This window comes from Blastopirellula sp. J2-11 (genome assembly GCF_024584705.1).
Lineage (GTDB): Bacteria > Planctomycetota > Planctomycetia > Pirellulales > Pirellulaceae > Blastopirellula.
Window position 1 is genome coordinate 4974008 of the sequence record NZ_CP097384.1, and the last position, 14233, is coordinate 4988240.

At 58.1% G+C, this 14233-nt stretch carries 11 protein-coding genes; 4 read left to right on the forward strand and 7 right to left on the reverse strand.

What is annotated here, in order from left to right; all coding sequences use genetic code 11:
- Position 1 precedes the first annotated feature (1 nt).
- Both fadA and M4951_RS19605 read right to left on the reverse strand, forming a co-directional pair.
- Positions 2-1171, reverse strand: coding sequence for an acetyl-CoA C-acyltransferase FadA (gene fadA / locus M4951_RS19600; RefSeq protein WP_410050405.1), 1170 nt, complete (start codon positions 1169-1171; stop codon positions 2-4).
- A gap of 44 nt (positions 1172-1215) precedes the next feature.
- Complete coding sequence (locus M4951_RS19605; RefSeq protein ID WP_262023323.1) at positions 1216-3363, reverse strand: 3-hydroxyacyl-CoA dehydrogenase NAD-binding domain-containing protein; 2148 nt, start codon at positions 3361-3363, stop codon at positions 1216-1218.
- Positions 3364-3549: 186 nt separating this feature from the next.
- Here M4951_RS19605 and M4951_RS19610 point away from each other — a divergent pair, with 186 nt between their 5' ends.
- Positions 3550-3939, forward strand: a complete 390-nt coding sequence (locus M4951_RS19610; protein WP_262023324.1) for a DUF4430 domain-containing protein — start codon at positions 3550-3552, stop codon at positions 3937-3939.
- A 46-nt stretch (positions 3940-3985) separates the two neighbouring features.
- Entirely contained in the window at positions 3986-4597 is a 612-nt protein-coding gene (locus M4951_RS19615) for a DUF6580 family putative transport protein (RefSeq protein ID WP_262023325.1), read from the forward strand.
- A gap of 117 nt (positions 4598-4714) precedes the next feature.
- Here M4951_RS19615 and M4951_RS19620 read toward each other — a convergent pair whose 3' ends face one another.
- Both M4951_RS19620 and M4951_RS19625 read right to left on the reverse strand, forming a co-directional pair.
- Entirely contained in the window at positions 4715-7126 is a 2412-nt protein-coding gene (locus M4951_RS19620; RefSeq protein ID WP_262023326.1) for a HEAT repeat domain-containing protein, read from the reverse strand.
- 79 nt (positions 7127-7205) lie between these two features.
- Positions 7206-8969, reverse strand: coding sequence for a hypothetical protein (locus M4951_RS19625; RefSeq protein ID WP_262023327.1), 1764 nt, complete (start codon positions 8967-8969; stop codon positions 7206-7208).
- A gap of 204 nt (positions 8970-9173) precedes the next feature.
- Between M4951_RS19625 and M4951_RS19630 the strand changes: the two genes are divergently transcribed.
- Positions 9174-10109, forward strand: a complete 936-nt coding sequence (locus M4951_RS19630; protein ID WP_262023328.1) for a histone deacetylase — start codon at positions 9174-9176, stop codon at positions 10107-10109.
- Positions 10110-10315: 206 nt separating this feature from the next.
- Positions 10316-10771 carry a response regulator gene (locus tag M4951_RS19635; RefSeq protein WP_262023329.1) on the forward strand — a complete coding sequence of 152 codons (456 nt, stop codon included), beginning with the start codon at positions 10316-10318 and terminating at the stop codon, positions 10769-10771.
- 64 nt (positions 10772-10835) lie between these two features.
- On the opposite strand, the gene M4951_RS19640 is transcribed toward M4951_RS19635, so the two are convergent.
- The 3 genes from M4951_RS19640 to M4951_RS19650 all read right to left on the reverse strand — a co-directional run bounded on the left by M4951_RS19640 (position 10836) and on the right by M4951_RS19650 (position 14101).
- The gene (locus M4951_RS19640) at positions 10836-11084 is read right to left on the reverse strand and encodes a hypothetical protein (protein ID WP_002655024.1); all 249 of its coding nucleotides are present in this window, start codon (positions 11082-11084) and stop codon (positions 10836-10838) included.
- A 331-nt stretch (positions 11085-11415) separates the two neighbouring features.
- On the reverse strand, positions 11416-12750 hold the full coding sequence (locus M4951_RS19645; RefSeq protein WP_262023330.1) for a S41 family peptidase: 1335 nt from the start codon (positions 12748-12750) through the stop codon (positions 11416-11418).
- Positions 12751-12886: 136 nt separating this feature from the next.
- On the reverse strand, positions 12887-14101 hold the full coding sequence (locus M4951_RS19650; RefSeq protein ID WP_262023331.1) for a DUF4013 domain-containing protein: 1215 nt from the start codon (positions 14099-14101) through the stop codon (positions 12887-12889).
- Positions 14102-14233: the final 132 nt, after the last annotated feature.

Consider the following 14233-nt stretch of genomic DNA (forward strand, 5'->3'; position numbering starts at 1 on the left):
GCTAGTCGATCCGCTCAAAAATGGTCGCGATTCCCTGGCCGGCCCCGATGCACATCGTCGCCAGACCATACTTCGCGTTGCGGTCGACCATCGCATGAATCAACGTCGTCGCGATTCGAGCGCCGCTACAGCCGAGCGGATGGCCAATCGCGATCGCGCCGCCGCGAACGTTGACCTTGCTGACGTCGAGCTTGAGCGCTCGGATGCAGGCGAGCGCCTGCGATGCGAACGCTTCGTTCAACTCGATCAAGTCGATGTCCTCGATCTTCAGGCCAGCTCGCTTCAACGCCTTTTGGGTCGCGGGAATTGGTCCGGTCCCCATCACGCTGGGATCGACGCCGGCGACCGCCGTCGCGACGACGCGGACCAGTGGTTTCATGCCCAGCTCTTTTGCTTTCCCATCTGACATCAGCAGCAGCGCCGCGGCGCCATCATTGAGCGGTGAGCTATTGCCGGCGGTAACCGTCCCGGCGCCCGGCATGAAAGCCGGCTGCAAGCCCGCGAGCGCTTCGATACTCGCGTCGGTCCGGACGCACTGATCCATGGTGATCAGCGTACGCTGACCTTCTTCGTTACGGCCGTAGATCGGGACAATTTCATTTTTGAACTCTCCTTCGGCATGCGCGGCGGTCGCTTTTTTGTGGCTGGCCAACGCGAACTCGTCTTGATCGCTGCGCGTGATCTCTTGCGTTTGCGCCAGAAATTCGGCCGTGATTCCCATCATCAGCGCCGCTTTGGACGTTTGCTGAAAGAGTTTCGGGTTGATGTCGAGTCCATGGTCCATCGGCACATGCTGCATATGCTCGAGCCCGCCGGCGATCTGGACATCTTCGGCGCCGGCAAGAATACTGTGCGCGGCCTGGTTGAGCGCTTGCAGACTACTGCCGCACAGACGGTTCATCGTCGCGCCGCCGGCGGTATGCGGAACGCCCGACATCAGTCCGATCAGGCGACCGACGTTCAGTCCTTGTTCGAGCGTCTGCTGCGTATTGCCGAAGATCACATCTTCGATTTCATGCGGAGGAACGCCGGTGCGCGCCAGTAACGCTTCGACGCAGGCAACCGCCAGATCGTCGCTACGAACGTCACGAAAAACGCCCTTTTCGGCATGTGCGCGGCCAATCGCCGTGCGAACTCCATCAATCACTACGGCTTGTGTCATCGCCGTCATCCTTTTGTTGGGTTACCGCCTAGGCCGACGGAAATCGATCGTGATTACAGGTCGTAAAACTTCTTGCCGGTTTTGGCCATCTCTAACAGCAGTTCGGTCGGCTTGTACCGCGTGCCGAAATCTTCCCACGGTTTCAGACGCTCGACCAATTGCTTGGCGCCGATCGTATCGGCCCAGAACATCAAGCCTCCTTTGAACGGCGGAAAACCAAGCCCGAAAATCAACCCAAGGTCGATGTCGCGAACGTCGCGCACGATGTTCGCCTCCATCGCGCGAGTCGCTTCCAGCAGCATCGGCAGAAACAGGCGATCGATCACTTGGGCGTCCGTTTCGTCACGCGGCATCCCTTTGATGTAGGGATCGATATATTTGGCCACTCCCGGATCGGGCTGCGCTTTTCGTTTACGGTTCTCATAGCTGTAAAAGCCGATCCCCGACTTTTGTCCGAGTCGTCCTGCTTTGACCAGCGCCGGCAAAATCGGTGACGCCAGCGTCCGATCGGGAAATGCATCGTACATCGTCCGACCGGCGTAAAACGCGGTGTCGATGCCGACCATGTCGTAGAGCGTGATGGGGCCGAGCGGCATGCCGAACTTTTTCGCGCACTTGTCGACCCTCTCCATCGAAACTCCTTCCTGCAACAAGGCGAGCGCCTCGTTCATGTACGGAAAGAGGAGTCGATTGACCAGAAATCCGGGGCCATCGTTCACAACGATCGGAAACTTGCCGAGCCGCTTGGCGAAAGCGACCGCCGACGCGACCGTCGCATCGCTCGTTTGCTCGCCGCGGATTACTTCGACCAGCTTCATCTTGCGAACGGGATTGAAAAAGTGAATGCCGACAAACCGCTCTGGCTTCGCCAAATTGGCGGCCAATTGCGTGATCGGCAGCGTCGACGTGTTGGAAGCCAGGATCGCGTCATCGGCCAGTTGCGGTTCGAGTCGAGCGTAGATCTTACGTTTGACTTCCAAGTTCTCAACGATCGCTTCGATCACCAATTTTGACGCGGCGACTTCGCTGTCGCTGGTCGACGCGTTCAACAACGCGGCGCCTTCGACCGCTTTGGAGATTGTTTTTTTGCCGGCGTCGCGGTCGTAGGCCGCTTCATCCAACACCCCAGCGACTCCGCGGCGAAGCGCCTCGGCGTTGGCGTCAGACAACGTGGTGAGAATCCCGCGGCGAATGCTGGCGGCGGCGATTCCGGCGCCCATGATGCCGGCGCCGATCACGCTGACCGAGTCGATCTTCGTCTTTTCAACGTCGTCTTGGTCGACCCCTTCGTCTTTTTTGTTCCGATCCGTCAGAAAGAAGACGTTCATCAGCGCGGCGTTGACCGGCGTGCCGAACAGGCCGGCTAATCCCTCCGCTTCCATCGCCAGAGCCGACTCGGCGTCGACCATCGCGCCCCCGAGCAACGCTTCGAGCGCCGCCATCGGCGCCGGGTACTGTCCCTTGGTCTGGCCTTGAATGTAAGCCGACGCGGTCGCTCCCAGGAAACCCATTTCGGTTTCGCTCAACTCGATCGCGGCGGAACGAACTTCGCGATCCTGAAGATACGACTTGCTCTCTTGATCTTGCTCGATCATCCGAATCGCCGCCGCGACCAGATCGTCTGGCGAAGTGAAGTCGTCGGCCAATCCCATTTTCGCGGCCTCAGCCGCCGAGATCGAACCGCCGCCGGTAATCATTTCGACGGCGTTACTCAGGCCGACAATTCGCGGCAAACGGACTGTTCCGCCCCAGCCGGGGAAGATGCCCAGTTTCACCTCGGGAAATCCCAGTTCTGTTTTGGGTCCGGTCGAAAGAATTCGACAATCGCACCAGACGGCCAGTTCGGCGCCGCCGCCGACGCAGACTCCATCGATCGCGGCGACGCTCATGTAGCGGCTGCTCGAAAGTCGAGCAAAAATTTGTTGCCCGCGCTGGCTCATCGCGGCGATTTCTTCTTTCGAAGCGCCCACCGAAGCGACAAACTCGCGAATGTCGGCGCCGGCGATAAAGATGCCAGGCTTACCAGACGTGATCACCACGCCGTAGATGTCTTCGCAGCCATCGATCTCGTCGAGATGGGCCGCTAGTTCGTCCATCACCGAGCGGCTCAGAATATTGGCCCCTTTGCTGGGATCATTGAAGGTCAGCAGGGCTATACCGGCCTGGGGAAACGAGAGCGTAATCGTCGCGGTCGGTAACATCGAGCGGCGTCCTTCTGCGCGAGTAATCCATATCGTCGCCGGTCATAGCGACGTAAGGTAAATTCATCGAAGGAATTATAGCGTTTCGGGCAAGCCGCGGCAGCGTCACCAACTGTCTCGCGAGAGATCGCCGGACGAGCTAAAATAAAAGCCGGCCTTTGCCCCTCTATTTGGCAGGATTTTGACATGATCTCACGGCGTCTATTTTTCAGCCTCGGTATCGCACTAGCCGGACTCGCGGGCACTTCCTACTCGGCAGAACCCGAAAAAACGGTCGAAGTCGTGATTGATTTTGGCGACGGCAGCGAAATTCACTACACGCAGATACCCTGGAAGAAGGCGGAAAACGTCTTCACCGCAACCCAAACGGCCAGTCAACACCCGCGTGGTTTTGAGTTGCAAGCCCGCGGATCGGACGAAACGCGGTTCGTTTTTTCGATCGCTGACGTTAAAAACGAGGGAAATGGCCGGAATTGGATTTTCCGCGTCAACGACAAATTGGCGACACGTAGTTGCGAACTGGTCGAAATCGCCCCAGATGACGTCGTCTTGTGGCGTTTTCAGCGGTACGAATAACCGTGTAAGATGGTGGGAACAAATCATGTGTCAATGCAGAGAGACGATGAAAAAAGAAACCGTTGAACGATTGTTGCTAGTCCTGTCGCTAATCTCGATCGGCGTCGCTTTGCGCTGGATGCTCTGCAGCTATCCCAACGTCGCACCGACGGCCGCTTTGGCGATGTTCGCAGGCTATAAGCTCTCAAGCGTCCGCTGGGCGTTGATGGTTCCGATCTGGATCACCACGCTAAGTGACGTCTTGATCGGCGGCTATGCATGGCCGGTGATGTTGACGGTTTACGTCGCGCTGGCGTTGCCGGTGTTTCTGGGAGTCGCCGTCCGCCGTTTCCAACCGAAAATGGACAGCTGGCTCGGCAAACTAACCAGCGGTCTGCTGCTTGGCGGCGCTTCGGTCTGCGGCTCGGTTCTGTTCTTCGTGATTAGCAACTTCGCCGTCTGGGCGTCGACGGCGGCCGGATTCGGCCTGCCGATGTATGACGCAAGTTGGAGCGGCCTGGTCGAGTGCTACGCCGCCGCGCTCCCCTTCTTCCGCTACACGCTGACCGGGGACGCTTGTTTCAACGGCGCAATCTTTGGCGCATACGCGCTTGGCTGCTTGCTGGTCGCTTCGCCGCAAAAAGAGAAAGCGGCCGCCGCTAGAATGTCTAATGTCTAATGAAGTAAGAAACGACTTGGTCGTTCGGTCTTCATTAGACATTAGGATTTAGTCATTCGACATTTTCCCGACCGCATTTCCCTCGCTTGCGCTTCGGGCTACGAAGAAAAATGCTTCTTAGTACGTCGTCGGCGTGCTGCTGACTTTGGCGGCGTACCATGCTTGCCAGGCGGCGATCTGTGAGTTGGCGTCGTGGAATCCTTTTTCCTTGGCGGCGATGTCCTCGCCCACGACTTTCGGCAGCGCCTCGAGCGCCGCGCGCCGCACGCTTTGCGACTCTCCCAGCATCCGGATCAAGGTGGGCGCAAACGCTTCGTCGCCGCTGATTCCCATCGCTTCGACCGCCAAACGGCGCGTTCGTTCGATACGATGGCGAGAGAATCGATTCAGTGCGTCGATCCCTTCCTGGACATGCAGATACGCGAGCGAACCGGCTGCCGCGACCGCCAAGTCATCGTCGCTATCGCCGATCATTCCCAACAGCGCGGTGGTCGTCGACCGGCCTGGATAGTAGCGCAGCGCCACCGCGGTCGCCAAGCGAACGCCGCGGTCTTTGTCGGTTAACAACGTCGAGAGAATGCCTGCATACTCGTGGCTCGCATACCGCTCGCACCAGGCGACCGACTGCCGGCGTACGGTCGCCGCGCGATGATGCAGCGCCAACCCGACAATGCGGGCCGCAGCCGGTCGACTGTCTTGCTGGATGATCTCCAGAATCGCGTGCATCTCTTCTTCGGCCGCGTCCAGGCGACACGAATCGGCCACTTGTTGCAGCAAATATTGGTTCAGCAAATGCTTCCGGCTGGCCTGCGTCAGTTCGCGCAGAGCCGAGAGCCGCATCGTATCAGACGACTGCGTCGCGCGCCGCCAAGCAGCGAAGTCGGCGCTAATCTCCGGCAGTACATTTTCTCGCAATCGAGGAAGCGGCACTTCTTGCAGTTCGGGGGCAAGCTGGTCAAGCGTGGTCAGCAAAACCGTTTGTTTCGTCAACAACAACCGCTTGGCGGCGTCCGTTTCCTGCGGCGTTTTCGCCTGCTCGTATTGCTGCACCAACTGCAACAATTCGAGAGCCGTTTGGCGGGAAACTCGATCTTCGGAGACGGCGACGTTTTCTTCCGGCAGCGAGCCAAACTGGACGCGCCACGCTTCCTCGAGTCGGGCGAGCGCCTCCGCGACCGTTTCGTCGGCCGCGAGTGGAGGTTCCTGCAGACGCGCCGCCAATCGCTGGGCGATGACTTTACCGGTATAGGGAGATTCCGACTTCCGTAATGCGGTGAGCATGGCGGCGGTCGCCGGCTGTTTCGGCCAGCCTTCCAGCGAATCGAGCGCCCGATCACGAACTTGCGAACTAGGATCGTCAAGCAGCTTGGGTACAGCGGCGAGCAACTCTTGCTGAAGATCGATCGTCAACAGCTCGGCCACAGCGCTGCGGACGCGATGTTCGGGATGGGTCGCCAAGTCAGCGATGCGCTGAAAGTCTCCTCGAATGGCCCAAACGTCGGTCGCTGCGATCAGACAGACAATCGACGCGTTTTCGTCCAGTTTCGCCAACGCGTCGAGCGCTTCCGGCTGGCCAGAGCGCGCCATCCCGTAGATTGCATCTCGACGTAGGCTCATGACCGCCGACACCAGGGCGGAACGCAATTCATCGAGCGGAGCGGCGGTTCGTCGCGCGGCGGATGAAACCATCTCCGCGCGATCTTCCAGCAACTGCGCCGCTTCAGGCGGAAGTTCTCCGCTCCAATCTAGATACATCGCGTCGAGCGCGGCGGCTCGGACGTTGTCGTACTCGGAGGCGAGCGCTTCGATCACGCGCAGGTCGCTGCGAACATGTTCACGCAGCGCCAGCGCGTACATCAACTCCGCCTCCAACTTCTCGGCGCCGAGAAGTTGGGCCGGGGAAGGCTCTTCGGCCGCCATCCATGTTTCGCGTGAATCGTACAATTGATCCACCGCCGCCAGATCCTTGGCCAGCGCCAAGGCCTCTAGCGCCGCCGAGCGAGTCGACGTCGGCAAGTCTCGGTTTTCGACGGCAGCCATCAATAACGGCGAGTCCAATTGATCGCGTCGCGCCAGCCCGATCGCCGCGGTTGCACGAACCAGCAGATTTTCCGATTCGGTAGCCGCCAACAACATCGCGTCGGCGGTCTCTTCCTGCAGGACCGCTTCCAGCTCGCGATGCCTCCAATGCGTCTGGCGGAAATAGGGGGTCAAAAATCGTCGGTCGGCGCCGACCAGGCGCCAGCCGTCGGTCTCGACGATCTTGCCGCGCAGACCGCTGCGCGATGGTAGTTGAATCGTCGATTGCAAACGCCGCTCGGCGTTGGCGACGTCAAACTTATGAGTACGGTCGCCCGATGGGGGGGCGATCTCCTTCGCCGGAGGCTCGTCGGCAGCTTCCAAAAGCGCGTTAAATTCGGCGTGAGCATCGGCCGCAGCGCTGGTATCGACCGTTTCGCGCGCAACGAAACATCCTGCGGTCGAAAGGCCGACCGAGAGTAGTATCGCCAAATTGCGCAGTGCTAGCATAAAAAGAGCCGCTCGCGGGAAGAAACCTCGGCGGCTGTTGATAGCTATCTATCGGTGAGCGGACAAGAGCAATCCGCAATTACGGCTGTTCTGCAGGCGTCATCGGAGCTGCAGCGCCGGCGCCTGCGGCGCCAAACGGCATGTCGGCGCTCGGTGCGGCGGCAGCCGGGGGAGTTGCAGTTGCTGCAGCCCCAGCGGGTCGTTGGGGCGCGGCGGCGGGAGCCGTTCCCGGAACCGCTCCAAACGGCATGTCGGCACTTGGCGGCGCAGCTGCTTCGCCGGCGGCGTCAACAACCCCAGCATTGGCGGCTAGTTTGTTCGCGAGCCGCTCCAGCTTGGCGTGCTTCTCTTTGATGGTCCGCGCCAAATCCTCGTACGGCATATAGGGATCCATGGGAACAGGCCCCGTAGGCTGCCCGGTCGGATTGGTCGCCGCCGTCGGATCCACGTCGGATGCGTCAATCAGTTCATCCATCGCCTTCGATAGGTCAAGGATTGCGGCCTGCTCTTCTGCGGTCGGAACAAACCGGATCAACCCGCTATCCAACTGGCGGAGATCCGCAGGAACCCCCTTGGATCCAACCAGGCTGACTTTTAACGTGTCGACATCATTTTTCACGCGCCGACGGAAAGTCAGCTGCAGGCTATGCAGCGGCGGGTTGGTGTTAACGAATTCCTTCTTTTTCGGCTTCTTGCTTTTGCCGCCACCCTCGGCAGACATGTCGTCATAGCCATATTCAGGCGCCGCAGAATAGGATTCCATCCCGCCGTATTGCCGGCCTCCGGGTCCCCCCATGCGCATCTCTTTCAGTGCTTCGGTAAACCAAGTGATATCGGCGTCGACCGACTGCGAAGCGAGCTTGGCGACCAATCCGACCTGCAGATTGGGATCAAAGCTCTTCTTCACGGCATCGTCACTTGGCAACGCAGCCAGCGTCATCGCTGCGTCAACGCGCAGCGACTTGTCGGCCTCTTCGTTCTCCAACATCTGCCCCAGCGATTTGGCGATCCCTTCCAACGATTTTCGAATCGAGCTAGTGACGTTTTGATTGCTGCCGGAGGCCAACAGAGTTTTGAAGCCAGGCGAGAGCGTACGCACCATATCCATCGCACGACGCTGGGTCCATTGATGCGCGTCCACCGAATGCCCTTCAGCAGCTTCTGACGTGATCACCTGACTGGCGACTTTGGTCAAGCGATCAATTTCGGCCAGGGTCATCGCTTCGCCGGCCGGTTTCGGCGTGCTTTGGGCGTAGCGAGCATGTCGCACCGCGCCCAGCATCGCCGCAACGCGAACCACATCGTCTGATTTGGGATCTTCCAGCGTCTTGAGCAAAACATCGAGCGCCGCGTGATAAGGGCAGACCGGCAGTTTATCGAAGCTGTTAAACTCTTGGGAATTCAAATCGCCGATCGTCAGCATTGCATTGTAGCGCACCACCGGATGATAGTCGGGCTTCGACATCTCGGTCATTGCTTGCAGCGTCAGCTGATTCAGCTCTTTCTTGCTGGTCGCCTGGATATCTAGATTACCATTAAAACTTCGCATGAAGTCGTGCCGCTTCTCGTCGACGCTGGTCCAGTTCGCAGGCGTGGTCCAACTGGGAAAGTACGCTCCCATAAAAAATCGCGTCATCAGTTGCTTGCCGGCGTCATCGATCGGTTTGCGTTGCAGATACTCGCGCAACTCAAACTTTGCAGCGGTGACGCCAGCGCGCATCTTGGCGTCGTCCGGATTCAACTCCGGCGCGTTCATGGGGATCGTCTTGTATTGCTGCGCCTCAACCGCTCCACAAAGAAGTAGGGTGAACGCAAAGGCGATAGCCATTCTGGGCAATTTCATGATTTCCACCTAGGATCGGAAAACGGCGGCGAGTGCCAGAAAAGTTAGAGGAGGAGTTCTGCAAGATAAGCGTAAATTAACCGATTCGCGCCTCGCAGGTTAGTACCGCCAAGCTCTCGGCTTCTATTCAGACTACTTGCGGAATAGGGAGTCTGTCAATTTTAATGCAAGCGGTACGCCTTTTGCTCACCCCCTACGATTCGTATGACCCTACTCTACAGCGACCACGAATTCTTAGAGCACGACACCGGAAAGCACCCGGAGTCCGCCCAACGGCTGCTTGCCGTTATGGCCCGACTCGAGCAAACAGGCCTTTTGGACCAGTGCCAGCGGCCCCTATGGGCGCATGCGACCTCGCAGGACATCCAGCTAGTTCATACCGCCGCGATGCGGACGTCGGTCGAAGGTTTCTCTCTGAAAGGAGGGGGCAGAATCGAAGAAGACACCGTCGTCTCCCATGATTCGTACCATGTTGCGACCCTGGCGGTCGGCGCCGCCATGGACGCGACACGCCGCGTTTTGACGGGAGAGGCCCCAAACGCGTTGTGCCTGGTTCGGCCGCCGGGTCATCATGCGACGCCGACGATGCCGATGGGTTTTTGCCTGTTTAACAACGTCGCGATCGCCGCCCAGTACGCGCTGACCAAGCTCGATCTCGATCGCGTGCTGATCGTCGACTGGGACGTTCATCATGGCAACGGCACGCAGGACGCATTCTGGGAGAGTGAGCGAGCCGCGTTTCTGTCGGTACATCGCTACCCGTTTTACCCCGGAACCGGCGATACGCTCGAAATCGGACAACGCGCAGGTCTCGGCTACACGCGGAACCTTCCGCTGAAATTTGGGGTCTCGCGGCGTGATTTTATTGCGAGGTTCGAGCGAGCCCTGGAAGATATGGCCGCGAAGGTCCGTCCGCAACTGATCTTGCTTAGCGCCGGCTTCGATGCCCATGCGGCCGATCCGGTCGGCAATCTGGGTCTGGAAACGGAAGACTACGAGGAACTCTCGCAAATCGTTCTCGATGCGGCTTCCGTTTATGCGGGCGGAAAACTGGTTTCGATCCTCGAAGGGGGATACAACCCCGAAAAATTGGCAGAATCGGTCGAAGTCCACCTGCGGAAACTACGCAGTTGGACCTGAATCGCCTGATCGCTGGCGAATTCCTAACATATAGTTTCGTTAGCTACCGGCCGACGGAGCTTTTTGCCCACACCGTTCAAAGACCATCGAGAGACTTTCGCCATGATTCGAGCGTTCGTAAGTGTATCGCCACCTGGCCGCATATGAGTTGCCGCGATTCTATTTAGTCGATCACTTCCCACGGTCTTTCAGGAGCATCTCTCACCATGACATCTCAAAATCACGCCGAAGATTCATTTGCTAGTCCCTCGTCACGCCCGATGCGTTTTCTGGTGATCGACGATGATCGCTTGACCCGCGCCTTGCTCGCCGACATGCTGTCGCCGTTTGGCGAGTGTGATGAAGCGGCCGACGCCGACACTGGATTGCGAATGATTTTGGGAGCCGATGAACACCACCGTCGCTATGACGTCGCCTTCGTCGATCTGATCATGCCGGGCGCCGGCGGCAAAGATCTACTGCGAGCGTTGCGTTCGGCCGAAGACGAAATGGGACTTGCCGGCAGTGATGGAACCAAAGTGGTGATGATCACCTCGTCTCGCGATACGCGCAGTTGCGTGCAAGCTTTTATGCTGGGCTGCGAATCGTACCTGACCAAACCGTTCACCAGCGATCAGGTCGAAGAGAAGCTGCGCGAGATCGGTACGCTGGTCAGCGCCTAGCAGTCTGTTGACTTATTCAACAGACTGCCAGCCAAAATCGAAGACCTCGATTAGAAGACCTCGATTAGATGTCTTCGTCGCCGGTCGGATTAGTCGCCCAGCGATCGTAACGAACGGGAGGTGAAAACGTGGGAGTCGTCGTTTCCAGCGGCAGATCGGCTTCGTCCGCTTCTTCTCCGACAAGATATCCGCACTGTTCAATCTCATGCAGCGTCTTGAGCAGATAAACTACGTAGCGTGACGAATTGACCGCTCTACGCGGCGAAGTCATCCGATTGCCGACCAAGTCCCACGCATCGATATTCTTTACCATCGGGCTGCTCCACTAGAAAGTCGTCATTGAGCATTCGTTGCGTCTGACATTAGCAACCGCGGCGCCGAGATCAGCGACTTGAGCAAAAATCGCCGACATTCGCAAAAACGCCCGAACTTTCTAGAGATCTGCGCTCTGCGCCGAAAAGGGAACCCAACCAGCGCTATACGCATGGACGGTCAGGTCGCTAGGAAAATTTACAATCGCGTTTGTAAATGACTGGCAAGCTTTGCCATCTATCCGCAAAGTAAGGCAGGCCATGCCTGCCGAAATGCGTGGGCACGTTCATTTCTACTGGAGTTCTATCCAAGGGGGGCAGGCACGGCCTGCCCTACCGCGCCGCAACGTCGTCTTTCATTTGCGACTGAATAGATTCGATCGCCTTCTCCATCTGCGGATCGACAAAACCCTCCAGCTCGATTTCTTCCTCCGACTTTTCCCGCGCATCAATGGCCGCTTTATCTGCGATATTAGAACGGTCGACGTCTCGGAAACTGCGCGATCGCAGCATGTTCTTTAGATCTTCGTCGGACAACGGGATGTCGAATCCTTCGTTGGGCGAGACGCCCCAAGGATCGTCATCGCCATAATCGGGAAAGCGATGGATGTTCTGTTCACTGGGACGCCAATAGGTCGCGGTGGTGATCTTCAATGCTCGCTGCGCACGATCGAGCGGAAAGATGCTTTGCACCGTTCCTTTGCCGTACGAACGCTGACCAATGATGACCGCCCGATCATGATCCTGTAGACAAGCGGCGACAATTTCGCTGGCGCTGGCGCTATATTGATTGACCAAAACCACCACCGGCAAATCTTTGGGAATGATGGTGTCAGTTGATGTCGCTTCCGAGATTTCCTCAATACGGCCATCCCGACCACGCGTCGAAACGATGACTCCTTGATCCAAAAACATATCGCAAATTTCTTCGGCGGCAGTTAGATATCCGCCGGGATTATTGCGGACGTCAACAATCAATCCGTCGACCTTGCCATCGATGCTTTCCCAAGCTCCCCGAAACTCGTCCGCAGTCAAGTCGCCAAACGACTCGATCCGGATATAGCCAATCCGCGGGTACGCTTCGAGGTAGTAATTCCAATCTCCGGCGCCGTCGTGCGTATCTCCCAAGACCGACGCAACTTGAATCCGGGCACGCTCGACCTCAATCTCGGTCGGCTTGGTCTGCCCAATGTGCTGCACTTGAAGCTTGACCGTCGTGCCGACCACGCCGCGCAGTCGTTGCACCGCTTTTTCAAATCCATCGACAGCCACCTTTTTGCCGTCGATCGCCACGATCACGTCGCCGGCCTGGACGCCGGCAGCATAGGCAGGCGTTCCACTGACCGGAGTCACGACCAGCATCTGGTCGTTCTTCTCGTCATACATGACGTGAATACCGATGCCGCCAAACTCTTGATCCAGCTCTTCGCGAAAGTCTTCAAACTCGACCGGCGGTATGTAGGTCGAGTTTTGATCCAACTCCATTGTCATTCCGTTCATCGCCGAATTGAACAACGTCTCGGTATCGATCGAACGGACATATTCGTACGAGATGATATCGAGCGATTCGCCAAACAATCGCATGAACCGATTGCGACTCGCGGCGCCGTAGCAAATCAGCGACAGAAACGCGATGACAAAGATGATCGTAAGATTACGTCGCGGCATAGTTGGTCCCAGGGACGAAACAGGCGGCTTGGGGGAGCGTCATGTTTTATCGTAACTGCCACAGACCTATTGGGGTAGCAGCGAGCGCCGCTATAGCGGAAGGGAGCCGAGAAAAACAGGGGGATCCGCATCCATGCTAGCCGCCGACAAACGGCGCCGGCACCAGAAACGCATGTTGCTCGAGCAGGCTATAGGCGCCGCTCCAGGAGACGTACAAAGCCAGGTACATAATAAAGACATAGCTCACGACAACCGGAATCTCCCCCAATCGCGCGATGGACCGCAGGAAAAAATGACGGGGCTCGCCGCGCCGACGTGCGCACCCAAGCGCCCAGCCGCTTAATAATCTCGCAGGCAACATCAGCGCCACAAAAAACAGACTCGGCAACCAGGCGATCTCGCGATCGATCAATTCGATCTTCAACAGATAGAGCGGCGCCGCAAACAACAGCGTGATCAACAGCGCCAACCAAAACGCCAACGGAGCATGGCGAAACTGTTTGCGGACTTCTCGCCATTCAAACATCGCCCGCCAACGGTTCTCGGCGGCGAAATGGGCCTGCATGAACGGCAAATAAAGCAACACAAAGCAAAACGCCAACATTCCCGGCAAGCTAATCAAAAACGCCGCCGGCGGATTTTCGATACCGCGAGCCGCGATCATCCAACCGACCGGTAAGATCAGCCAAACCAAGGTCGTCAGGAATCCGCGCACGCCGAGCGAAAAATAGTAGCCCAAGCGGAGTGAAGCCAAAAAACCCAAGCACTTGTCGCGAGCCTCGGAGAACATGCCGCCGGTGCGGATACGTCGCCAGAGTCGCAACGGCGCCGGCCAAAGAAAGTGTCGGAACTTCCCGCCGCGGAACCAGGCCCACGCGATATGAAAGCCGACAGCCAGCGTCAACACGATCAAGATGATGGTCATCCGCCGCGCGACCGGTCCGCCCGGCTCGATCAGATTCGCACTGTCCCGCAGATCGGCGAAAAAGCGAAGCGGCCAGAAAAAGAGCCAAGTGCCGAGCGCGATCGAACCAATCCTCGCCGCCGAGCGAATCCCAATAAATCCCTCGCTGAACTGGCCGGTGCGGGCAATTCGCCCACTCACTTCCAGCAAATAGCCGAGACTTAGCATGTTGGCGATGGGAATCGTCGCCAAGATTGCGAGTAGAAAAATCAGCGAAACCAGCCCGAACATCCATTCGCCAGCGCTGCACGTCGCTTCAAAAATGTAGCGGCCCCAACCGCGTGGCGGGATCGCTGCGACCAAAGCTCCCCCCGTCTCCGGTGGAGAAGAAGCCACCAGATCGGCGTCGTTTCCGACAGCTTCAAGGGGATCTGAAATCGTCGCCATTGGTTCCAGCTGGTCCGAATCGGCAGAAAAGGTAGGCCCGTGGGAAACGGCGTCCCAGCAATAGGTTTACTCCCAGTGCGCCGGAATAGTTTTCGCGCCAAGTCGTTATTTCTGGGTCGAAACCATTTTCCC

What these genes read in the sequence shown, in the direction of transcription:
- fadA (WP_410050405.1), bottom strand. Translation starts at nt 1,171, where the DNA reads ATGACGGCGATGACACAAGCCGTAGTGATTGATGGAGTTCGCACGGCG.
- M4951_RS19605 (WP_262023323.1), bottom strand. Translation starts at nt 3,363, where the DNA reads ATGTTACCGACCGCGACGATTACGCTCTCGTTTCCCCAGGCCGGTATA.
- M4951_RS19610 (WP_262023324.1), top strand. Translation starts at nt 3,550, where the DNA reads ATGATCTCACGGCGTCTATTTTTCAGCCTCGGTATCGCACTAGCCGGA.
- M4951_RS19615 (WP_262023325.1), top strand. Translation starts at nt 3,986, where the DNA reads ATGAAAAAAGAAACCGTTGAACGATTGTTGCTAGTCCTGTCGCTAATC.
- M4951_RS19620 (WP_262023326.1), bottom strand. Translation starts at nt 7,126, where the DNA reads ATGCTAGCACTGCGCAATTTGGCGATACTACTCTCGGTCGGCCTTTCG.
- M4951_RS19625 (WP_262023327.1), bottom strand. Translation starts at nt 8,969, where the DNA reads ATGAAATTGCCCAGAATGGCTATCGCCTTTGCGTTCACCCTACTTCTT.
- M4951_RS19630 (WP_262023328.1), top strand. Translation starts at nt 9,174, where the DNA reads ATGACCCTACTCTACAGCGACCACGAATTCTTAGAGCACGACACCGGA.
- M4951_RS19635 (WP_262023329.1), top strand. Translation starts at nt 10,316, where the DNA reads ATGACATCTCAAAATCACGCCGAAGATTCATTTGCTAGTCCCTCGTCA.
- M4951_RS19640 (WP_002655024.1), bottom strand. Translation starts at nt 11,084, where the DNA reads ATGGTAAAGAATATCGATGCGTGGGACTTGGTCGGCAATCGGATGACT.
- M4951_RS19645 (WP_262023330.1), bottom strand. Translation starts at nt 12,750, where the DNA reads ATGCCGCGACGTAATCTTACGATCATCTTTGTCATCGCGTTTCTGTCG.
- M4951_RS19650 (WP_262023331.1), bottom strand. Translation starts at nt 14,101, where the DNA reads ATGGCGACGATTTCAGATCCCCTTGAAGCTGTCGGAAACGACGCCGAT.